19 protein-coding genes and 1 riboswitch are annotated in these 21,443 nt (G+C 49.0%); of the genes, 10 read left to right on the top strand and 9 right to left on the bottom strand.

What is annotated here, in order from left to right:
• Window positions 1–181 precede the first annotated feature (181 nt).
• Window positions 182–1,213 (top strand): extracellular solute-binding protein, encoded by a 1,032-nt coding sequence (locus KU854_RS00195; RefSeq protein ID WP_218356491.1) that lies wholly within the window; start codon window positions 182–184, stop codon window positions 1,211–1,213.
• Between the two features lie 158 nt (window positions 1,214–1,371).
• Here the strand turns inward: KU854_RS00195 and pcp are convergent, their stop codons facing one another.
• Genes pcp through KU854_RS00180 form a run of 3 tightly spaced genes read right to left on the bottom strand, consistent with a single transcriptional unit; the run spans window position 1,372 to window position 3,646 of the window.
• Entirely contained in the window at window positions 1,372–2,010 is a 639-nt protein-coding gene (gene pcp / locus KU854_RS00190) for a pyroglutamyl-peptidase I (RefSeq protein WP_218356490.1), read from the bottom strand.
• 8 nt (window positions 2,011–2,018) lie between these two features.
• Window positions 2,019–2,924 (bottom strand): DUF979 domain-containing protein, encoded by a 906-nt coding sequence (locus tag KU854_RS00185; RefSeq protein WP_218356489.1) that lies wholly within the window; start codon window positions 2,922–2,924, stop codon window positions 2,019–2,021.
• Between the two features lie 2 nt (window positions 2,925–2,926).
• Entirely contained in the window at window positions 2,927–3,646 is a 720-nt protein-coding gene (locus KU854_RS00180; RefSeq protein WP_218356488.1) for a DUF969 domain-containing protein, read from the bottom strand.
• A gap of 433 nt (window positions 3,647–4,079) precedes the next feature.
• On the opposite strand from KU854_RS00180, the gene KU854_RS00175 reads away from it, so the two are divergent.
• A complete protein-coding gene (locus tag KU854_RS00175; protein WP_054779655.1) occupies window positions 4,080–4,649 on the top strand; it encodes a hypothetical protein in 570 nt (189 codons plus the stop codon).
• Window positions 4,650–4,846: 197 nt separating this feature from the next.
• A complete protein-coding gene (locus KU854_RS00170) occupies window positions 4,847–5,341 on the top strand; it encodes a L,D-transpeptidase family protein (protein ID WP_054779654.1) in 495 nt (164 codons plus the stop codon).
• Between the two features lie 396 nt (window positions 5,342–5,737).
• On the opposite strand, the gene gbpA is transcribed toward KU854_RS00170, so the two are convergent.
• The 5 genes from gbpA to KU854_RS00145 all read right to left on the bottom strand — a co-directional run bounded on the left by gbpA (window position 5,738) and on the right by KU854_RS00145 (window position 11,132).
• Complete coding sequence (gene gbpA, locus KU854_RS00165; RefSeq protein WP_218356487.1) at window positions 5,738–7,303, bottom strand: N-acetylglucosamine-binding protein GbpA; 1,566 nt, start codon at window positions 7,301–7,303, stop codon at window positions 5,738–5,740.
• A gap of 114 nt (window positions 7,304–7,417) precedes the next feature.
• Window positions 7,418–7,513: riboswitch (cyclic di-GMP riboswitch) on the bottom strand.
• 228 nt (window positions 7,514–7,741) lie between these two features.
• Entirely contained in the window at window positions 7,742–8,221 is a 480-nt protein-coding gene (locus tag KU854_RS00160) for a GNAT family N-acetyltransferase (RefSeq protein WP_218356486.1), read from the bottom strand.
• On the bottom strand, window positions 8,218–10,161 hold the full coding sequence (locus KU854_RS00155) for a monovalent cation:proton antiporter-2 (CPA2) family protein (protein WP_218356485.1): 1,944 nt from the start codon (window positions 10,159–10,161) through the stop codon (window positions 8,218–8,220). Before KU854_RS00155 ends, KU854_RS00160 begins: the two co-directional genes overlap by 4 nt.
• Complete coding sequence (locus tag KU854_RS00150) at window positions 10,158–10,787, bottom strand: NAD(P)H-dependent oxidoreductase (RefSeq protein WP_054779652.1); 630 nt, start codon at window positions 10,785–10,787, stop codon at window positions 10,158–10,160. The genes KU854_RS00155 and KU854_RS00150 overlap by 4 nt, the downstream gene beginning before the upstream one ends.
• 15 nt (window positions 10,788–10,802) lie before the next feature.
• Window positions 10,803–11,132 (bottom strand): winged helix-turn-helix transcriptional regulator, encoded by a 330-nt coding sequence (locus KU854_RS00145; protein WP_218356484.1) that lies wholly within the window; start codon window positions 11,130–11,132, stop codon window positions 10,803–10,805.
• A 255-nt stretch (window positions 11,133–11,387) separates the two neighbouring features.
• On the opposite strand from KU854_RS00145, the gene KU854_RS00140 reads away from it, so the two are divergent.
• Entirely contained in the window at window positions 11,388–11,927 is a 540-nt protein-coding gene (locus tag KU854_RS00140; RefSeq protein ID WP_218356483.1) for a peroxiredoxin family protein, read from the top strand.
• Between the two features lie 65 nt (window positions 11,928–11,992).
• Here KU854_RS00140 and KU854_RS00135 read toward each other — a convergent pair whose 3' ends face one another.
• Window positions 11,993–12,625 carry a LysE family translocator gene (locus KU854_RS00135; protein WP_218356482.1) on the bottom strand — a complete coding sequence of 211 codons (633 nt, stop codon included), beginning with the start codon at window positions 12,623–12,625 and terminating at the stop codon, window positions 11,993–11,995.
• A 149-nt stretch (window positions 12,626–12,774) separates the two neighbouring features.
• Here KU854_RS00135 and KU854_RS00130 point away from each other — a divergent pair, with 149 nt between their 5' ends.
• The 6 genes from KU854_RS00130 to KU854_RS00105 all read left to right on the top strand — a co-directional run bounded on the left by KU854_RS00130 (window position 12,775) and on the right by KU854_RS00105 (window position 21,415).
• Window positions 12,775–13,185, top strand: a complete 411-nt coding sequence (locus tag KU854_RS00130) for a thiol-disulfide oxidoreductase DCC family protein (protein ID WP_218356481.1) — start codon at window positions 12,775–12,777, stop codon at window positions 13,183–13,185.
• Between the two features lie 186 nt (window positions 13,186–13,371).
• The gene (locus tag KU854_RS00125; RefSeq protein ID WP_218356480.1) at window positions 13,372–14,073 is read left to right on the top strand and encodes a PilZ domain-containing protein; all 702 of its coding nucleotides are present in this window, start codon (window positions 13,372–13,374) and stop codon (window positions 14,071–14,073) included.
• A gap of 62 nt (window positions 14,074–14,135) precedes the next feature.
• A complete protein-coding gene (locus KU854_RS00120) occupies window positions 14,136–15,428 on the top strand; it encodes an alpha/beta fold hydrolase (protein ID WP_218356479.1) in 1,293 nt (430 codons plus the stop codon).
• A gap of 348 nt (window positions 15,429–15,776) precedes the next feature.
• Window positions 15,777–17,915: a DUF6531 domain-containing protein gene (locus KU854_RS00115; protein ID WP_218356478.1), complete on the top strand. Its 2,139-nt coding sequence runs from the start codon at window positions 15,777–15,779 to the stop codon at window positions 17,913–17,915.
• 16 nt (window positions 17,916–17,931) lie between these two features.
• Window positions 17,932–21,078, top strand: a complete 3,147-nt coding sequence (locus tag KU854_RS00110; RefSeq protein WP_218356477.1) for a carbohydrate-binding protein — start codon at window positions 17,932–17,934, stop codon at window positions 21,076–21,078.
• Between the two features lie 10 nt (window positions 21,079–21,088).
• Complete coding sequence (locus KU854_RS00105; RefSeq protein ID WP_218356476.1) at window positions 21,089–21,415, top strand: hypothetical protein; 327 nt, start codon at window positions 21,089–21,091, stop codon at window positions 21,413–21,415.
• Window positions 21,416–21,443 lie beyond the last annotated feature (28 nt).

Raw genomic sequence — 21,443 nt, 5'->3', positions numbered from 1 at the left:
AGCTGTTGCCTGAACAGGGTTTCGCCTGTAATATCGCGCGGATTTTTTCGGGACAGGTCACAAACTCGGTTTACCGATGACATTCTCTGAAGAAATTCAAACGTTAACGCAGGGGAATTGCCCCTGTCTGTACATTTAAATATCCCTAACAAATGGGGCCTTTCGAGGTGGATACCACTGTATGAAAAAATGGTCTGCAATTCTGGCCAGCGCTGCATGTGCAGCAGCTATCTTTACCACACCAGCAAAAGCTGCTGATGATCAACTGATTTTCGCGAACTGGGGTCCTTACATTTCGACTGAACTTCTTGAGCAGTTCACCCGCGAAACCGGCATCAAGGTGATTTACTCGACTTACGAGTCGAACGAAACCCTGTATGCAAAAATGAAAACCCATCCGGACGGTTATGATCTTGTGGTGCCTTCAACCTACTTCGTAGCAAAAATGCGCGATGAAGGTATGCTGCAGAAAGTTGACCATTCAAAGCTGAACAACTTTACCGAGTTGGACAAAAACTACCTCGACAAGCCATTTGACCCGAACAACGACTACTCTATCCCACACGTTATTGCGATGACGGGCCTGGCTGTTAACACTGACATGTACAACCCAGACGATTTCGACAGCTGGGCGGATCTGTGGAACCCAGAGCTTGAAGGTCAAATCATGCTGATGGACGACACCCGTGAAGTGTTCCACATCGCACTGCGAAAACTGGGCTACTCAGGTAACTCCACCGATCCTAAGCAGATCGACGAAGCTTACGAAGAACTGAAAAAGCTGATGCCAAACGTACTGGTATTCAACTCAGACAACCCAGCTGCGCCATACATGTCTGGTGAAGTTGGTCTGGGCATGCTGTGGAACGGTTCTGCGGCAGCAGCGCAACGTGAAGGTCTGCCAATTGAGCTGGTATGGCCAAAAGAAGGCGGTATCTTCTGGGTAGACAGCCTGGCAATTCCTAAGAACGCGAAGAACACTGAAGCGGCTCACAAGATGATCGACTTCCTGCTGCGTCCTGAGATTGCAGCGAAGATCAGTGCTGACACCGGTTACCTGACTGCGGTTGAGAAATCTAACGCAGCATACAAAGACAACCCGACTCTGTTCCCACCACAAGAAGACATCGACCGTGGTGAGTGGCAGGACGCAGTTGGCGACCTGACCGAGAAGTACGAAAACTACTTCATCCGCCTGAAAACCGGCGAATAAGTAAAACTCCCGAAAGGCCACATCATGTGGCCTTTTTTATACCTGCAATTTCCCTGAACCATAATACGCTTTCGTATCTGAGCTTCTTCCTTGTTGAACACTTTCTCTGGGCACAAAAAAAGGGCCGACAATGTCGACCCCTTCAGACTTAAAGCGTGTTAGCAAATCTGCCCTGCACCCACCGCAATATCGTCTTTGTTTTCCAGTGTTGCCTGTGCTGCCAGACGCAAACCCTCCACAATCACCTCCAGAGACATTGAAGGCTGGTCAGTCGCCGCTGCCTGCTCTGGAAGCAATGGGATATGGATAAAGCCATGACCCACATCGGTATCGCGCAGGTAGTGCTGAATACCGTAGAACACGTGGTTACATACGAAAGTACCTGCGGTATTTGAAACCTGACACGGTACGCCGTTTTCCTGCAGTTTCCGGGTGATAGCTTTAATTGGCAGCGTGGTGAAATACGCTGCCGGGCCATCTTCGTAGATTGGCTCGTCAATCGGTTGATTGCCACCGTTATCCGGAATGCGGAAATCATCCACGTTAATCGCAACGCGCTCCGGTGAAATACCGGTGCGGCCTGCCGCCTGACCCACTGTGATCACGTAGCTTGGCTGGTGTACTTCAATGGCTGTCATAATGGCATCCAACGCTTCATAGCGGGTTACCGGTACCTCACAGGTAACAATCATGCCGCCTTCAAGTTGTACGCCGTCCAGTTTCTTGACCGCTTCCAACGCTGGGTTGATAGATGCGCCACCAAACGGTTCAAAACCTGTAATCAGAACTTTTTTCATCGCTTTCCTCAGAATGCAAAGCTATACATAACGAATATGTTGAATGCCAAGATGATCAGCCCTGGGATCACCTGCATCAGAATAACCTGGTGTTTGTTTTTCAGCTCCAGCAGCGCCGCTGGAACAATATTGAAGTTTGCTGCCATTGGTGTCATCAAGGTACCACAGTAGCCTGACAACATGCCCACCACACCGATAATCGCCGCGTTGCCGCCGTTTTCCAACACCAACAGTGGAATACCGATACCCGTAGTGATTACCGCAAATGCCGCAAATGCGTTCCCCATCACCACGGTGAAAATCATCATGCCCACACAGTACGCAATGACGTTCACCAACAGCATGTTTTCCGGAATCATCATTTTTACGATTTGCGCGACGGTATCGCCAACACCGGCCTGGTTGAACAGGTAACCCAACGCCGCCAGGAACTGGGACAAGATCGCCGCCCAGCCGATGGAGTCAATCAGGCGACGACCTTCGTTAAGGCTGTGCATAGGCTGACTCTTGGTGATTGCCAGCGCAACAATAATAGAAACAACCGATGCGATACCCAGACCCACCAGCGCACCCAGTGAGGTGAACTGGCTGATCGCCACAGTCCCCACAGGTACGATTGCGGCTGGGATAAAGAGTTTGTTTTTCAGCAAAGACGCCGATTTCTGGCGTTCTTCTTCATTGGTGGTGCGGTAATTGCCCGTTCCCATAAAGCCGCCCGCTGCCAGCGCTGTCAGCGCCAGTACCATCAGACCGGTTACCCAGTTCGGGATCATGGCACCGAAAATAAAGGTGATGCCGTAAATCAGCCAGAACAGCCCACTGCCAATACGTTTCGGGTTGTCTTTATCCAGGAAGGTCTGCAGTGAGAAAGCCAGCAGCAACAGGCCTGTGGTTTGGTAAATATATTCAAGCATGATCACTGCCCTTCTTTGTTCAATTCAGCTGTTGTCACGATTTTTGCGCCGCTCTTTCCGGCTTTCAGCAATCTGGCTTCCACGATTTTGCTGAAGATGACAAACACAATGAACGAGGCAATGGCTGTCGGCAGTGCCCACAAGGCCATGGTTTCCAGTTTTACATCCAGTTGGTTATCGGCCATTACACCCTTGATAAGTAAGATACCGCCGGTACCGATGAACAGAAGTTGGCTGAAGAAGTTACCGAAGTTTTCTGATGCTGCAGAAAGAGCACGGATCGCCTGGCGTTTTTCATCAGGCAGGTTTGGTGATTCCTTCTCTGCCGCCGCTTCCGCCATTGGTGCGATCAGCGGACGGATCATCGACGGGTGACCACCAATACTCAGTCCCATACCGTTCGTCACTTTACGCAGCAGCAGATAAGTCATCAGGATTTTGCTGACCGAGGCTTTCTTCATCGTGCCAATCAATTGTTCAGCACGTTGGCGCAAACCGAAGCGCTCAAGAATGCCAATCATCGGAAGAATGAGAATGAAAAGGGACATGTAACGGTTTTGGGTAAAGGATTGACCCAGAGTGGAAAGAATATCCATCAGGGGAATGTCAGCAACAAGGCCGGTGGCAACGCCTGCCGTTAAAATCACTAACAAGGTATTCAGTTTTAACGCAAGCCCTACTGTGATTATCACAATGCCGATCAACGGCCAAAAATCTATCATGTTTGCTCTCTACACTCGGTATTCGAATTATTATTTTCAGTAGTCAGGGGCGCCCCCTTAAATCCCTACTGTTCACCCGAGTATACGAGAGCACTTACATCCGCTCCAATAAGAGATTTTTATTATTACAACCAATATGACGACTTTCACATCAAACACTCAAAATTGTATATTTTCTTATCACAGGACTCATTAAACAAAGAAATGCGTGACAACAAAATTAAAACATTATGCCCATGACAATGCGTTATTAGCAGGTATTTATAGTATTTGATTAAATATCGCCCAAATTACTGTGTTAAGCTCCACAATCACATCTAATCACCTCTCCTACGAATCACCCCGGTTCTCATTTTGCTGACAAATCCCCACCCTGACGAGGCGATATACTTGCGCTTGTATTGATCGCCAAAGCTCAGAAAAAGGAAGTAAGATGGCTCCTTCACACCTACTTGCAGGTTCACTGCTCGTTACCACGCTAACCGCCTGTACTAGCTACCCTGACACAGTTAATCCGCTGGTTCTCTATAACAAAAAAGAGGCTATCCAGATGTCTTACTGCGCTGAGCTTGCAGACAACGCCTACTATGTTGGAAATGAAAAGTTAAGGGACGTCCCTAAACAGCGGGTGATTTCGGGCTTTGCCCGTGGCGCATCGGCAAAGATCAGGATCAACCTTATTGAAGATGTGTATCAGGCATCTTTCGAAAACAGTTGGGATTACGCCGTTGCGCTTTTCAACCAGTGCGCGATCAAAGTCGCCAATGTCCAGCCCTCACGCCTTGAAGTGGCCAACCTGTGTGCTCAAAAGTCCCTGATTGCGAGCGGTGCACACGATGACAAGTCACGGGGTATTCCGAAGTTGGACGCTTACATTACCTATGCACCGGTAAAAGCGGCGAAACCTTATGAAGTGGTGGACTGGGTTTATGCCAGCACAGACAGTCACGAAAAGGTTACCCAAACTACCTGGGAGCGTTGTATCGAGGTGGTTTCGCCCTAGCTAGCTCACATTATGAGAACGCCATACTGTTAAAACTGTGGTTTCTAATGAATGAAACACCCCTTCTCCAACGTTAACTGATTTACTCCGCCGGATTAGGGTCTTGGGCGACAAAGACAGCACTTGCATCCCCTTCATGGATATGTCACGCCCAGTGACCAATAATTATCAGTACAGGAACAAAAATCAGGGACGTTATGATCCGTTTACTCGCTCTATTTTGTCTGTTGCTGCCCGGCTTTTTCGGGCAGGCGCTGGCCTTTGGTCACGACATCGATTTGGTGAAAGTGGATAAATCGGCACGCAAAATGTACCTGATTGCCGGTACCAAGGTGATTAAGCGGTATGACATCGCGCTGGGTGCAAACCCCAAAGGGCATAAATTACGCGAAGGGGATAAACGCACGCCAGAAGGCCGCTATACGCTCGACTTCATCAACGAAAGTTCCGGATTCTACCGTTCAATCCGCATTAACTATCCCAATGCCTTTGATATTGCACGGGCAGCAAGGCTGGGGATAGACCCCGGCGGACAGATCATGATCCACGGCCAGAAGAACGGCGAAGGCCCCCACCCCAGCATCAAACGCGGAAAGGATTGGACAGACGGTTGTATTGCGATAGACAACCAGGAAATGGATGAATTTCTAAGGCTGGTGAAAGTCGGCACACCGATTGATATCGAATGGTGATCTGGTATCCGGCTGAAAACGTTTAATCAGTTTGCGTAAAACGCTATGTAAGAAAAAAGCTCGAAACTATCCCCCCAGGGTCTGTTGACCTTTGGTGATGATTTTTGCAGCAGTTTGTGGGGGCTTTATACAAGGCAGAGGCTTTGATGTGTAGTTGACCTACATGAGAAGCCGATAACGCAGGAGAAAGTCCCCACAAACGCTGCCCGAAGGGTTCTGCCCTAAGCGTTTTATGCTTTGTTGAGGTGTATTTGCTTAGAATACTAGGCGGCACACACCTCGCCGCGCCTAAAACGCTTATGGCTAGAACAAAACTTAACCACCAAAGGTCAACAGACCCTAGCTTCGAGCTTTTTAATTAGCGCTTCTTATTTTTAATGTGGTTTATTTGTCTGCTTATTGGCAGTCGAATGCACCTTTGTTTGTCCACGCTTCCGGCGCAGAGGCTGGGCTTGCATTTACCCACCAGTTTGCTTCGTACAGGTGGCCATCAAAAATCACCTGCTCACCGCCGTTGTATGCTTTACCTGAAACCCAAGCGACCGGCATTTGGCTGATCAATTTCCAAGCATCGCTGCTTTCTGGTTTCGCACCCTGCACCCAGTATTTCGCTTCGTACACCAGACCATTGAAGCTCACTTTCTCGCCGCCGGTGTAAGTTGCAGACTCGTCCCACATTGGGTGGTTGACTGCATCCGGGTCAGTGCCACACTGCTCGCCCTTCTCTGTCAGGAAGAAGTCGAAAGTTTGCTGATCAACCAGATTGCCTTCAGCGTCTTTTGCACGGAAAACCAGCATGTGGTGACCTGCTTTCGCCGATTCCAGCACCATAGAAACAGCAGCGCTTGTGCCGTCTGCCAGCGCCAGTTTCTCGTAAGCCAGTGCATCCTGCGCGTGGTTGTAAACGGTCACTTCAACGGTCAGGTCGCCCTGCGCTGTCACTGTGTAATCCAGTGCTACTTCGCCGTTTTCAATCAGGTACTCTTTTGCCAGACCGTCGACAGACACCGAGTAATCCGGCTCTGGAGATGCAATGTCATAACCCACTTCAACACGGGTCAGGCCACTGCCTGATTTCAGGTAAACCGGGTTCGCGCCGAATACCGGTGAAAATTCACCGTTGCTGCCACGTTGGCCTGCTTTGATTTTGTCCTGAGTCTGGTTGATTTTGCTCGCCAGATTGTAAGCCCAGGTGTTTGCTACGCCTTCCTGCTCAGAGCCGATTTCCACACGGGTGGACAACTCTGGGCGCTCACCTTCTGCGTCGAATACACGGGTGTAAACCGCATCACCCTGCGCCAGGTTCATGCCCGGGTAGATTTGACCCGCTTGAGCCCAATCAGGTTGTACTGGCAGGTCGCCGTCAAACTGAACGTCGATGGCGTTGTAGAACGCCGCTGCAGTATCACCCACATCCCACACAGCCAGGATCACGTGATAGCCTTCACGCGCCGGCACGTCACAGGTGTGCAGCATGTTGCGTGGAGGCTTTTGCATGTTGCCTTCCACCACACAGAATGGCGTCAGATCCAGTGAATCACGCGCCAGTGGCTGGTTCGGGTTCCAGTCTGCTTTGGTGATGTAGTATTCCCAGTTACGGGTAACGTGTGGAGCTGTGAATGTCCACTCGAACTCGTTGATTCCAGCTTTGATAGGTTGTTTAACCCAGCGGGATGAGGTTTGTTCATCCAGCGGGGAGAATTGGATCAGGCCTGCGCTCGCCAGTTTGCCGTCTTCAGGGCCAAACTCAGGGAAGCCTTCTGGGCCTTCTACGCTTTGTGGTTCCCACTGAACCTGACCACAGTTGGTGTTCTGTTCGCCGGTTGGAGAAGCTGCGTTACACAGTGCTGCGCGGCCTGCAGCCACACCGCCCTGTTTAGCGCTGATGTAACCGTGGGACATAACGCTGGCACTGAACAGTGCCGCCGTTAGCGGAAGTAGAGTCGTTTTTAGTTTGAGCATTTTGAGCTTTCCAAGTGCTGATTTTTATTCTTCGGCCTTCACAGCAAAATGGCTGCGGGCACGTTATCCACCACGCTCGGACAAACTGGCTCAAAGTACATTCCTGCTTTCTGGAATGGCGACCCCGCTATCGTATGCGCTTATTAGTGATGCGCACGTAGACCGGAAGTTTTGCGTCCTGCCCTTTCAAGCAGTTTGCCGACTTTGTGGTTGGAGCGGCATCGTATTCAGATTTACTGCCAACACAATAAAATTCTGTTTCTTGCCCGATTCTCCAAATCATTTATTGAACCAAGATCACATTTTTCATCTCCCTGACAATTCGCCTGTTGATGGCTTTCAGTCAATATGAAGATAGAAACATAACGCGCTGTTTAAAAAAGAAAAAATCCAGAAATCCATACGAGAGATCTGGCTTTCTGGAAACGCGGCTTTGTATCAAAACACCTTCATCATCCGTAGCAAGGTCCAGTTTTCCTCGTCAAAGTGACGCACCTTGGTTTCATCGGGCAACACCTTAAAGCCAAGGGATTGGTAGCAGGCCTTTGCTGCTTCATTTTGGTCGAATACAGCCAGGCTGACCCGTTTTACCGCTTTCCTTTCTTTTGCTACCTGCAGCGCCAGTTTCACCAATTGTTTGCCCCAGCCCTTTCCACGGCTTTGCGGATGCGCGACCAATACCCGGCAAAGCCGGATCTCCTCCGGTGTCACCTGATACAGGTCGATATAGCCAACGGGTTCTCCATCTTCTATCAGCAGAAAAGGCGTTACTTCAGGTTTGGCGATGTGCTCGCACACCGCTTCAACTTGTAGCGGATAGGAAAAGGCCGGGCCGCCCCAAAGGAAATTGGCCCGGGCATCGGGTATCCAGCTACAGAGCAATGGCGCGTCATCTTCCCCGAAAGTGCGCAGGATCATGACGCGGTTCCGCCACTCGCTTGTTCCTCTAAATCATCGAGGTAGTTTTTCGGCGGTGGTGTCCATTCACGTTCTGTCATGCTGTGTTTGTCCATTCGGTCACTTTGCATGGCAGAGCGAATTGTCTCTTCCAATTCAATAAACAAATCGCGGTAGTGAGTGTCGTAGGTTTTGCTCTCTTCACCGCCCATAAAGCTTTGGTAGAGCATTTCCGAGCTATCCCTTTCAATGCGGTTGAACGTATCTTTTTGCTGCTCAACCTGAAACGGATGCTCACCCAATGCCCGCAGCGCCTCCGCCCCCATTTCCAGCGCAGAGTGGAAGGTCTCTTTGACGATAAAATCGGCACCGGCATCGCGCAGTTTGTAGGCATGCCCACGGTCATAAGCACGGGCAAGGATTTTGACATTGGGATAGGCATGGCGAACGTACTCCACCAGTTCGGTTGTGGTTTCCTGGTTATCCATTGCCACCACCAATAGCGCGGCTTCTTCAATGCCTGCAGTGTGCAGAAGCTCGGGGCGCGTGGCATCGCCGTAGTAGCTTTTGATGTTGATCTGGCGAAGGTTATCGACCTGCGTGGCTTCATGATCCAGCACGACTGTTTGTACGCCATTCGCGGTCAGCAAGCGGTTCACCACCTGCCCGAAACGACCCACCCCGGCAATGATGACTGTCCCTTTTTCTTCAATCACATCCTCTTCACGTTCATTCGACGCTTTCACCAGGCGCGGCAAGATCACCTTGTCATAGATAATAAACAGCCCCGGTGTCAGGAACATGGAAAGCGCAACGACCAAAGACAAAAGCTCAGCCAGATCCGTCGGGATCACGTGATTCTGAATAGAGAAACTGAGCAGTACGAAACCGAATTCACCGGCCTGGGCAAGACTCAGTGCAAACAGCCAACGGGCAGCCCCTTTAATGCGAAACACGAAGGAAATCAGCAAGAGTACCAAGGCCTTGAGCAGCATCAGCCCGACGGTCAGCCCAAGGATCAGGAACAGGTCATCAAACAGGATACCGAAGTTTATTCCCGCGCCGACAGTGATAAAGAATAGCCCCAGCAACAAGCCTTTGAACGGTTCGATATTGGACTCAAGCTCATGGCGAAATTCACTGTTCGCAAGTACCACACCGGCGAGGAAAGTACCGAGCGCAGGCGACAGGCCGACAAGGCTCATCAAGGCTGCAATGCCAATCACCAACATCAAAGCCGTTGCGGTGAAAATCTCACGAAGCCCGGAGCTTGCGACAAACTTGAATAGCGGACGGCTAAGGAAATGTCCCCCCACCACGACACCGGCGATAGCAGCAATGGTGACCAAAGCCACTGCCCAGCCCGGCAACCCAGCCACCAGACTGATTTCTTTATGGTGCTCAGCGGCGGTTTCTGCCAAGGACTGCGCCTTTTCAACCAAATCAGGCAAGGCCAGCAGCGGAATAAACGCCAGCATAGGGATAACTGCGATGTCCTGGAATAGCAGAACAGAGAAGGCGTTGCGTCCCCCTTCGGTTTTGGTCAAACGCTTCTCACTGAAAGTTTGAAGCACAATGGCCGTTGAGGAAAGCGCAAAGATCAGGCCGATCGTGACTGCAATACTGAGTGGTTGTGACAGCAGATAGAAGCCAATTGCGGCAACCGCTGCCGCTGTCAGGCCAAGCTGTAAGCCGCCAAGCCCGAGCAACTTATTACGCATCGCCCAAAGCATTTTCGGTTCCAGCTCAAGGCCAACCAAGAACAGCATCATGACGACGCCAAATTCCGCAAAATGCTGAATCGTTGTATTTTCTGCGCCCACCAGACCAATCATGGGGCCAATGACCACACCGGCAATGAGATAACCCAGCACGGAGCCAAGTCCCAGCCGCTTGGCCACGGGCACCGCGATAACTGCGGCAATAAGATAGATAAATGCCTGTAGAAAAATCCCTGTCATAGCACCGATTCCTTCAGTACGTCGCCGATATTGTTCGACGTGATTTTTTCGCTTTTTATCGCTTTGTCGAAATCGACCTCACCTTCGACCAGCGCTTTGAGCAATTTGCGGTAGCTTTCTGCGTGCCTGCCCACCTTGCCCTCTTCGAGCGCCGTTCTGGAGCCAAACAAGGCAAATGGCGCAAGAAACTGCATGCCGGTCAGGTTGGCCATTTGTTCCAGTGGCGTTAGCAATTCACGAATTTTGAAATGGTTGTAGCCATCCGCTTTGTAGGCTTCTTCCTTCCCACCTGCCGTAATGGCACACATAAAGTACTTTCCGTGTAATGCCGTACCGCTGGAGCCATAAGCGAAGCCATATTCCAACACCAGATCCTGCCACTCTTTCAGGATGGATGGGGTCGAATACCAGTAAAGCGGATACTGGAAAACCACCACATCATGTTCCAACAGCCGCTTCTGCTCACGGTCGATATCAATGTGGTAGTCCGGGTATTCCCCGTAGAGATCCACCGCAGTGACACCTTCCACTAACTTCGCCGCTTTAAACAGTGGCATATTCACCTCTGAACGGCGTTGCGACGGGTGTGCAAACAACACCAGCACTTTTTTGCTTTCCTTTGCCATAGGGAATCCTTTTATTTATACGTTGTTAGCTTCCGCCCACGCTTTGAGATCTTGCAAAATGCACAGCGCCGAACGTCCAAACGGTGTGATTTCATAACTCACCGCAATCGGTCGCGTGCTTAAGACTTCACGCTTAACCAGCCCAATTTTTTCCATCTCTTTCAGTCGCTGGTCTACCATTTTTTTACTGGCTCCCCCGAGTTGACGGCAAAGATCGTTGAACCGCATCGGTCCATCTTTCAGGTGCCAGAGAATGGAGGCTTTCCACTTACCACCAATCAAGCGCATTCCCCGTTCGATGGGGCAAGGCTCCAAGCAAGTGCCGACCGTTTTTTTTGGTCTCATGTAAGCCTCTGTTTCTTTTCCGGTTTCCATGTTTTCTATCGCCCCAGACACTAGGTTACTAAAAGTAAACTGGTTGACTCTTGTAACCTAAAATAACAGAGTGACTGCGTAATTTACAACCAAAGGAAAGGTAGTTTTCATGAAGATACTCATCATAAACGGTCATCATTTTTATCCTTTCACAGAAGGTAGACTATACCCAAACGACCTGACCCGTTTTACAGAGCATCTACGCACCCTGTTTGGAGAATAACGATGAACTACACCAACAAGCTAGTCGCTGGCAGCCCATTTCCTTCTGTCACCCTGCAAGATCTTGAGGGCAATGCCCATACTCTGGGTAAACCGAGAGATGGTGCTACCTGGCAGATGGTTCTGATTTACCGCGGCCGCCACTGCCCGAAATGTACCCAGTACTTAAACCAGATTGAAGCCTATCAAGAGAAGCTGGCGGAAATAGGCATAGACCTTGTTGCGGCTTCAGGGGACAGCAAAGCGCAACTGGAAGAACATATGACACGTTTGTCAGTCACCTTCCCCTTGCTATATGGCCTGAGCGAAGCGCAAATGAAATCACTCGGATTGTACATTTCCCTGCCACGTTCAGAGCAGGAAACTGACCACAACTTTGCAGAACCCGGTATGTTTGTCATCAACGAGCAAGGCACCATCCAGGCCGTGGACTTATCCAACAACCCATTTATCCGCCCAGATATTGAAACGCTGGTTGGCGGTTTGACCTGGATTCGCAACCCGGATAACAACTACCCGATTCGCGGCACAGCACCATACTGAGCAAATTGCGGATCAAAAACGGCCTCATTCGAGGCCGTTTTCATTTTTGTCCGGTGAAAATCCGTCTATTTGGATGCACTGGTAAACAGCAGTTTCACACCAAACGCGAGCATCACTGAGCCCAGGACGCGGTCAACCCAATGCCCGACGCGTTTGAACTTGGCCTGTACTGAAGGCTTGGACAATACCAAGGCCACAGAACTGAACCAGAACAACTGCACCAGCATCATCCACACACCCAGCAGAAACAGTTCTATTACCGGCATGTCCGGTGACAGCACCAAAGTGAAGACAGAAAGGAAATAAAGAGGCGCTTTAGGGTTTAAAGCGTTGCAAACAAATCCCATCGAAATCAATTTGGCTGCAGAGCGCGGTTTTACCGCCGCGTTTTGAGCATCATCCCCCACACTGGCTTTGCTACGGATGCCTTTCCAACCCAGAAAAATCAGGTAAGCCGCTGCCAGATATTTCATCACTGATAACATCATGGTGGACTCGCTGATCACTGTCGCCAGTCCAACAGACGAATAAAGTATGTGCACTGACAACCCCAGCGCAATACCCAGACTGACCAGAAGACCAGCGCGGCGGCCATGCACCAATGACTGCTGGGACACCATGACAAAATCAGGCCCGGGCGACGCCGCCCCCAGTAAGTGCACCAAGGTGATTGTTAAAAATGCCTGATAAAATTCCATTACTTTCCCTTCCTGCGCTGTTTGCTATTTGTACAGATATGCGTGCAATCCAAATGGATTTCAATACCGTAGTGTTTTTATAACCCACTTTCTTATTGCTTTGGGTATTCTCTGTAAACAAGGCTGATAACAACAAAGGAGCGATTCGCGTGAAGATGACCCTGTTTTATGACGGCACCTGTCCACTCTGCGTGGCCGAAATGGATCAGCTCCGGCACTTTAACACGCAGGGCTCGCTTCATTTTGAAGATATCACCCAGTCAGACTTCGCCCACCGCTACCCAGATATTGACCCAGCTGCCGCCAGCGCCATCCTCCATGGTAAACTGGAAGACGGTACCTTATTGCTGGATCTTGATGTCACGCACAAGGCTTGGTCAATGGTTGGTAAAAAACGCTGGATAGGCATACTACGCTGGCCTTTGATCCGTTTCGCAGCTGACAGGGCATACCTCTTTTTCGCTCGCAACCGTTACCGTATTTCCTACCTGCTGACAGGCAAAATGCGCTGTGAACCCTGCCAACAAGGCACCTGCAAAATAGATCGCGACCCACACTAGAGATACAGATCGCAAAATCAGCTCGTAAGTTCGCCCAACAGCTCAGTTAATGTACTGAGTTGCAAAATATTTTTGTCAAATCTGAGCTTTCGATTACTCTATCACTTCGACTCTTGATTTTATGCTGTGAACTCACACGAAAATCGGCACTGCAACAATAATAAAAACAACTTTTCTTTCCAGAACATGAAAACCACCAACATTCTCTCTACGGCCACTTTCCTGCCCACGCTTCCGATAGGCGCAACACTGACGTTTGAGCTTCGTTACGCTGATCAAATCAAAGCGTTTGGTGGTGCGACGCGCCTTATTGGATACAGGGACAAAAAGTACATTCTGCTGGAAACCCCGTGCGACCCGGAGCTCACCAAACTTCTGGCTGAACCGGCCGGCATGCAGGTCGTTATCCGGGGATTAACATCATCACGTTACGGCGAAATTTTTGCGCTCAAATCCCACATATTGAGTGTTCTTCACCGTCCGGAAAAGATGATTGCTATCGCCCTGCCGCCGTCTGTCAGTATCCACCGTATGCGTGAATATCCACGCTTTAATGTGTCTCGCATCATTCATCTGGATATTGATGAGCGCAACACGCTGGCGAAACTCATCAACTTTTCGTTGGGTGGATGTGCCATTCGCCTCTCGAACCACCAATTTATTGATGCGGGTGAAACAGTCAGGTTCACTATTAATGGATTATTCAATACGCCGGTAGAATTTGAAGGGGATGTCAAATCTGCAGTTATTAATGGAGACGGTTTGCAGCTAGGGATCAAATTTCGTGAAGGTGTCAGTGAGCTTGCTTACGAAACACTCGCTAAACTGATCCTGACTTCAGAACTCACCGAAGCCAGTTCAACCCAAACTTCTCCAACCGTGCAGTAACGTGTCATTGCTATATCCCGGTGACCCAGAATGGTCAGGATAGTTATAACAAGGAAAAAGCCATGCAAAATGCGTTTATCGACAATGGCGTCAGTTACCGTCAGCATCACTTTAAACTGCCACTGGATTACCGTCAGCCACAAGGAAAGTCACTGACGGTTTTCGCCCGGGAAGTCGTCGACATCGACAAAGACAATACTGAATTGCCCTGGCTGGTTTACTTTCAAGGCGGCCCTGGATTTCCATCACCACGTCCAGATTCAGGTTTGGGCTGGCTGAAGCGTGCACTGAAACAATACCGGGTACTCTTGCTTGATCAGCGGGGCACCGGCCTTAGCTCACCCTTGACCACCCAAACTCTCAGCCATATGGATCCGGAACAGCAAGCTGAATACATCAGCCATTTCCGCGCGGACAATATTGTCCGCGATGCGGAGGCGATCCGTGAGCAGCTTGGCGTCGAAAAGTGGGCCATTCTCGGCCAGAGCTTTGGTGGTTTCTGCGCCCTCACCTACCTTTCCTTTTTCCCTGAAGGATTAAGCCGGGCATACATCACCGGCGGTGTGCCCTCACTGACACGGCCTGCAGACGATGTGTACCGGGCAACCTATCAACGTGTTCTCGATAAAAACGCCGCATTCTTCGCCCAGTTTCCATCTGCGCAACAACGTTGCATCGAGATTGCTGATTACCTGCGCAGCAACGATGTGAAACTGCCGAACGGACAGAAATTCACCGTCGAACAGTTTCAGCAAATCGGTATCAACCTTGGCCGTAGCGGTGCCAATTTACCTATGTATTACCTGCTTGAAGATGCGTTCGTCGAAACCGCATGTGGTAAAGTTCTGAACACGGCGTTTCTGCAGGCGATGTTGATGGAACAGAGCTACCAGACCAACCCTATCTATGCGTTTTTGCATGAGCCCATCTATAACCAGGGCGAGGCATCAAACTGGTCGGCACACCGAGTTCGCAACACAGAGTTCACCCAGTTCAATTACACCCCGGGCAACCCATTCCTGTTTACCGGCGAAATGGTATACCCATGGATGTTTGACCAAATGAAAAGCCTGTTGCCACTGCGATCGGCAGCAGAAATCCTGGCTGCCAAGAAAGACTGGCCAGCACTTTATGACCCGGCAAAGCTGACCACTAACAGGGTGCCTGTCGCCTGTGCCGTTTATGCAGAAGACATGTACGTGGAAATGGACTATTCAAGGGAAACCCTCATAGGCGTCGCCAACAGCCGCGCCTGGATAACCAATGAATACGAGCACAACGGCCTGCGCGCAGATGGAGAGCGAATCCTTGGCAGGTTGATTGATATGGCGGAGCAAATCGCTCAGTTACCATAGCCAAATAACAGGGAGGATCCCAAAACCCTCCCCTTCTCTTTTAATACAACGCTATTGATAGCGCTATCTTCAGTGACAATATCTCCCCAATATCCCACCTCGTTGATTAACTTCTGTTTCACATTTTGAATGTGATATATCGGAAATTCATCAGTCAATTTTCTGCATCTGCTTCAATTATTCCTTGTGCCATACATCATTTATGCGGCCGGGAATATAGTCACATGTAACTGATAATTTGATTAAGGCTCAAATTAGAGAGTCCAATCGACTCCATAAAAACCCGCGCGAATATAAGGAGAAAGCAAAGCGTAATATGCCGCGGCATTTATTTTTGGAGTCTTAGAAGTGTATAAATTCCTACTTGCAGTCAATGCAGTCATATTGAGCAGTCATGCCTATGCCATACAGGAAGGTGACGTTTTCAGTAAAGTTCTACCCGCAAACAGTGCATCCATCGAAAAGCTGGACAACCAAGCCTTAAGCACAACGACACGTTCTGAAGTACCGGGAGGATGGTTCAGTACATGCTCCCATGGTGGTGCAGGTATAGCTATGTGTTATGAGCGGCTAGATGATCCCAGCATTGTGAACTTGTGCTCTACACTCGGTTCTGTAGGTACCTTTTGGGTAAGATGGGATGACGGTGATTTTGAAACATACACCCCAAACGAATATACCGGCGTGTGGCGATATCTGAGAAAAGGAGAAAGTGATTTATTCCCTGGTTCGGAGCATGTTTGCGAAACCCGATATAAAGACGGAGCAATTTGGCATCATGTCGCGAAGAAGATAGAGCCAAAAACACCGGATGAAGAAAAAGAGTTGGGCGAAGAGGACGAGTGTGAATCCCTCACCAATATATCGCCAATGTGTGGAAACCCTATCAATATCAGCAATGGCAACAAATTCCAACGTGAAGAAGACTTCAGCCATGCAACTGCACCACTTATTAAGTATGTCAGATACTACAACAGTATCAAGGGCACACTAACACGCTTCAACAATAGAGCCGGATGGAGTGATAACTACAATATCTATACGCTAATCGATACAAATAACTTGTATCTGTATTTAGGCGATGGAAAAGCATATACATTTACGCTGAATGCAGAGTCAGGTAACTTTATCGGTAATGAAGTTAATGGTGCATATGCATACAGAGAAAATGACAAGCATATCGTTGTATTCCCCGATGGAAATGAATACATTTTTAATGGGAAAGGTAAGGTTTTAGAGCAAGTCTATAAAGGCAGTGAGCGTATTATTTTCACCTATTCACGTACAGGTCAACTTCAAACCGTCCGTGACGCAAATCGATCCAATTTAGGGTTTAACTTTTCTTATGATCGTGAGTTTAATGGCGCTTTAAAACGTGTTGATCTCGTCTCTCCATATCTTGCCAAGCCTGAAGCTATTGCGACATTTACCTTCGACTCCAGCATCCGCCCGCAAATTGAGACCGTCACTTACCGAGATGGGAGTACGCGACGTTACGAATATGCTTCAAAATACCTGACAGGTATTTATAACGAAAATGGCCAGTTGTCCCGCATATGGAAATATGAGAACGACCGTGCCGTCTCTTCTTCTTATGCTGATGGTGTCAATTTAACCCAGATCTCTTACGCAGAAGACGGTTCAAAAGCCACAATGACCGATGCTCTCGGTTATCGGAAAGAGTACAAATTCACAGACCAAAATGGCGTAGCGAAAGTTTACTCAATTTCTTTGCCATGCAGAGAAGGTCACTGTCAATACACGGAAAAACACCTTCAATTTGATAATGATGGCAATGTTAAAGTCTCTACCGATGCGAAAGGTAATCGTTCCCACTTTAGCTACAATGAGAGAGATTTAATCACTCAGATAGAATCGGTTAAAGGTCTTCAGAGAATTGAATGGCATACCACCCTTCCGAATCCAGTATATATCTCAGATGGAACACGCAATATCCACTATGAATATTTCCCAAATGGACAACTGAAAAAGGTCACTGAAAACTCCGATTCCATTTCGAGAAGCGAGTCCTATAGCTATAACGATTTTGGCCAGGTTACCGAACATTCCTCAAGCCATGCGGGGACGATCCAGTACACATATAACAGTAATGGTGAATTGATTTCCGAGACAAACAGTTTCAATCAGAAAACCGAATACTCAGATTACAATGAGTTTGGTCACCCACAACAGATTATTTATCCTACAGGACAAGTTGAAATTCGTTCTTTTGATAAAAAAGGCCGCATAACAACATCTCAAAAAGGAACGCTGGTCACTCATTATCACTACGATAAAGCAGGAAATTTAACCCAGGTTATTGAACCAGGCGGTAACACAGTGACTTATATGTACGATATCGCAGACAGACTTGTCGGCGTCACTGATACAACTGGACGGGAAATAACCTATGAATTGGATAGCAAGGGAAACATTTTAAAAGTTACCCAACGAGATCCTGCCGCGCCTTCTGCATTATTGAATTAAATTCTGGTGATTAGTTATGAACTTTAGAAAATCATCTACTCGCGCCTTGGCGATTCTGTCTGCCCTTGTCGCCCAAAATATCTATGCACAATCCAACTGTGACGCCTGGAATAGCGAAAGCGTGTACACCACAGGACAATGTGCGACGTTTGAAAATACCGAGTACACCGCCAAATGGTGGAACAAAGGTGAAAATCCTTCCACCAGCAGTTCATGGGAGACCAAAGATACCGGTGAACAGTGCCCTGTTTGGTCGCCAAAAGCAGCCTATTCCGCCAACTCTTGTGTCACGCACCTCAACGAAACCTACGTTGCAAAGTGGTGGACGCAAGGTGACATCCCTGGAAAATCAACGGTCTGGTTAGCTCAGGATGGGCCTGTCGACCCGCCGGTAGAACCGCCAGTGGAGCCACCCGTAGAGCCGCCTGTTGAACCACCGGTTGAGCCTCCGGTCGAGCCGCCCGTTGAACCACCTGTTGATTCATGCCCACCATGGGAGTCAAACAAGGCGTATTCCGCTGGGCTCTGCGTGAGCTTTGAAGGCAACGAATACAAAGCAAAATGGTGGACACAAGGAGAAGTACCGAAAAATTCTGCGGTTTGGGAATTGCAATCAGACCCGACAGACCCTCCGGTTGATCCTCCTGTCGAGCCACCAGAAACGAACTGTCCTGAATGGATTGGCGACGTCATCTACACGGGCGGAACTTGTGTCACCTTTAACAATGCTCACTACAAAGCCAAGTATTGGACAGACGCCGGAGTCAAACCAACGACTTCCGACAACTGGAAGTTTGTCGTCCAACTTCCTGAAAAACCGCTTCCTGAGGTTCCACCCCGCCCGGAAGAAGGGTATCCGGGATGGATACGCAGCCAGATCTATTTTACCGATGATATTGTGCTGCATGACCGAAAACTCTATGCCGCCAAATATTGGAATAGATGGGACGAGCCGAGCGAGCTAGCAGGCAGCGCTTGGCTGTTGATTGGCGTTCCTCCAATGGATCCGCCAATAATTGCTCCTGACATTGATGCCGTTCCGGATGCTTTGCCATTACCAATGCCAAGCACTGAGTTTGGACATCAGACGTTGCGGACACAGCAGTTCCAGTACAACGCATTTGGTCAGATCACCCAATACACTGACCACCAGGGTTTTGTCACTCAATATGCATACGACGCAGCCGGTAACCAAATCGCCATCGTCGCGCCTGATGGTAAGGTGACCCGCTACGAATATGACAATAAAGGCCAATTGATTCATACCGTTTTGCCTGATAACCAGGTCATTTCGAAAGCCTATGATCCGTTTGGCTATCTGGCGTCTGTTTCCGACACTGGCGGTGTGTTAACAACTATGTCCCGAGATGCTCTCGGCGCCCCGCTCTCTATTGCAAATCCTGACGCCGGCGCTACGCATTTCAACTACACAGCAACGGGCCAGATTGATTCTGCAACGGAAGCCAACGGCGCGACACAACACTATCGGTATGATGCATTAGGTCGAATGACGGGTATCCAATACTCAGATTTTGATGTCTCTTTTGATTACTTCGGTCAAACCCGTTCAGTAAAACAAATCACTGACGCCAGCGGTATGACTCAGTACCACTACGATCAAAACGGGTTCGTCGAGCACAAACACCAGTCCATTGGCGATCACCAATACGCGACCCGCTACCAGTGGCAAAGTGGTAAAAATACCGCTATCACCTACCCATCTGGCAGCGAAATCGCCTATCAGTACATCAATGGGCAACTGACATCATTGACGTTCAATGGTCAGGAGGTAGCCAGCAATATCCAGACAAACATCGATGGAAAACCCGTCAGTTGGCAATGGTCGAATGGCACACCGTGGTTTGCCAATCGAAACAGCCGTGGTGTCATCCATGAGGTGAGCCTTCCATTCGGTCTGCGTAAATACGACCATGACAGCGATTTAAATGTTGTCGGTTATCACGACCCGAATGGTTCAAGTTCTTATGAATTTGATGAACAACAACGCCTCACCGCCGCTACAGTCAACTTTGCGTCGTTTGATTATGCCTACACCACTGGTGGCACTCGCTTGGCGACCCGTGCCAATGGCAAACAAACTGACTATGAGGTTCAGCCCTCTTCTAACCGGGTAACCGGCGTGTCGAAAGAAGGTGAAACCCCATTTGCTATTCAGTACGATGCATCAGGAAACATCCTTTCTGACCGTGACAACCAATACGCTTACACCTCAAGTGGGCGCTTGAAGTCTGTGACCAACGAATCGGGAACAACGGTTTATACATACAACGGGCTAAACCAGCGTGTTGTGAAGAAAGGCGTTGGCGAAATTCATTATTTCTACAATGAATCCAACCAACTGATTTCTGAATTTGATGTAAATGAAAATATCTGGCGCGAGTATCTGTGGATCGCGGATATCCCAGTTGCTTTCGTTGTGAAATCGGCTGATTCCATCGAGTTATACCACGTTTGGACAGACCATCTTCATACGCCAGTAGCACTGACCGATACCCGTGGAGAAATCGTTTGGACTTGGAGTGGCGAACCATTTGGTTCGGAGGTTGCTAACTCTGATGCAGACAATGACGGTAGAACAGTGCAGTTCAACCTGCGTTTTCCGGGGCAATACTTCGATATTGAGTCGGGTTTGCACTACAACTTCCACCGTTATTACTCACCGCTGCTCGGTCAATATCTCACGGTTGATCCGCTGCATATATACGGTGGCCTGAATGTCTACCAATACGCTGGACAAAACCCTGTCACCTACACAGATCCACTGGGCTTGTTTAAGAATCCAATCGATATATTCCAGGATGCGCTCAACCATCCAAACAGTTCGAGTGGAACAAATGGCCCCGGAAACGCATTCCAGCATTGCTTTGCCAGCTGCATGATGACGGCTCATAACGGTTCATTGGCATCTTTGGTTCTTGGTGACGGTTTGGAACTGTTCTCTACCCTGAATCCAAATGACCCGCAGCAGTGGGACGCGTGTAAGATGGACTTGGCCAACAACACCATGGGGAACTGGTTGGCTCAGGCTGTGGATGACGATGGCAGTGACAGCAAGATCTATGACCAGTGTGCACGTTTGTGTAAGGGTGCCGGTGCGAGTGGCATGCTTGAGCACTTAACAGACACAGATACATTTAATTGAAGATAACGAAATGCATCAGAGGCTAGCAAATCTCAAATGGACGGCAGGATTGGCACTGGCTAATCCTCTCAACCTGTTTTTCACCTACGCTGCCATTAACCAAATGCCATTGAGCGGTTTATTGGAGAGTGGTTTGCCAACAACGTGGGATTTGCAAACCTATGTGCTTACTTTATGGCCAGGCTTTATCGTGTTCTTTCCTGCCCTGTTACTGCTTAACGTGGTTACAAACAGTGAATACACGATAAAACTGGCCATAACCCACTACTTTATGTCTGCGTTCATCGTCGCGGTTGCAATACCCTTCATCATGGCGTTTTTAGTGTATTTCACATAGTAAGACTTGCGTCGTTGTTGAATGGATA

The organism is Enterovibrio paralichthyis (assembly GCF_019209835.1).
Lineage (GTDB): Bacteria > Pseudomonadota > Gammaproteobacteria > Enterobacterales > Vibrionaceae > Enterovibrio > Enterovibrio paralichthyis.
This window is presented reverse-complemented; position numbering and strand designations above follow the sequence as displayed.

Excerpts from the sequence above, each read along its gene's own strand:
- KU854_RS00170 (WP_054779654.1), top strand. The coding sequence starts at position 4,847 with ATGATCCGTTTACTCGCTCTATTTTGTCTGTTGCTGCCCGGCTTTTTC.
- KU854_RS00160 (WP_218356486.1), bottom strand. The coding sequence starts at position 8,221 with ATGATCCTGCGCACTTTCGGGGAAGATGACGCGCCATTGCTCTGTAGC.
- KU854_RS00155 (WP_218356485.1), bottom strand. The coding sequence starts at position 10,161 with ATGACAGGGATTTTTCTACAGGCATTTATCTATCTTATTGCCGCAGTT.
- gbpA (WP_218356487.1), bottom strand. The coding sequence starts at position 7,303 with ATGCTCAAACTAAAAACGACTCTACTTCCGCTAACGGCGGCACTGTTC.
- KU854_RS00125 (WP_218356480.1), top strand. The coding sequence starts at position 13,372 with ATGAAAACCACCAACATTCTCTCTACGGCCACTTTCCTGCCCACGCTT.
- KU854_RS00145 (WP_218356484.1), bottom strand. The coding sequence starts at position 11,132 with ATGAGACCAAAAAAAACGGTCGGCACTTGCTTGGAGCCTTGCCCCATC.
- pcp (WP_218356490.1), bottom strand. The coding sequence starts at position 2,010 with ATGAAAAAAGTTCTGATTACAGGTTTTGAACCGTTTGGTGGCGCATCT.
- KU854_RS00185 (WP_218356489.1), bottom strand. The coding sequence starts at position 2,924 with ATGCTTGAATATATTTACCAAACCACAGGCCTGTTGCTGCTGGCTTTC.
- KU854_RS00135 (WP_218356482.1), bottom strand. The coding sequence starts at position 12,625 with ATGGAATTTTATCAGGCATTTTTAACAATCACCTTGGTGCACTTACTG.
- KU854_RS00110 (WP_218356477.1), top strand. The coding sequence starts at position 17,932 with ATGAACTTTAGAAAATCATCTACTCGCGCCTTGGCGATTCTGTCTGCC.
- KU854_RS00180 (WP_218356488.1), bottom strand. The coding sequence starts at position 3,646 with ATGATAGATTTTTGGCCGTTGATCGGCATTGTGATAATCACAGTAGGG.
- KU854_RS00105 (WP_218356476.1), top strand. The coding sequence starts at position 21,089 with ATGCATCAGAGGCTAGCAAATCTCAAATGGACGGCAGGATTGGCACTG.
- KU854_RS00195 (WP_218356491.1), top strand. The coding sequence starts at position 182 with ATGAAAAAATGGTCTGCAATTCTGGCCAGCGCTGCATGTGCAGCAGCT.
- KU854_RS00175 (WP_054779655.1), top strand. The coding sequence starts at position 4,080 with ATGGCTCCTTCACACCTACTTGCAGGTTCACTGCTCGTTACCACGCTA.
- KU854_RS00140 (WP_218356483.1), top strand. The coding sequence starts at position 11,388 with ATGAACTACACCAACAAGCTAGTCGCTGGCAGCCCATTTCCTTCTGTC.
- KU854_RS00150 (WP_054779652.1), bottom strand. The coding sequence starts at position 10,787 with ATGGCAAAGGAAAGCAAAAAAGTGCTGGTGTTGTTTGCACACCCGTCG.
- KU854_RS00120 (WP_218356479.1), top strand. The coding sequence starts at position 14,136 with ATGCAAAATGCGTTTATCGACAATGGCGTCAGTTACCGTCAGCATCAC.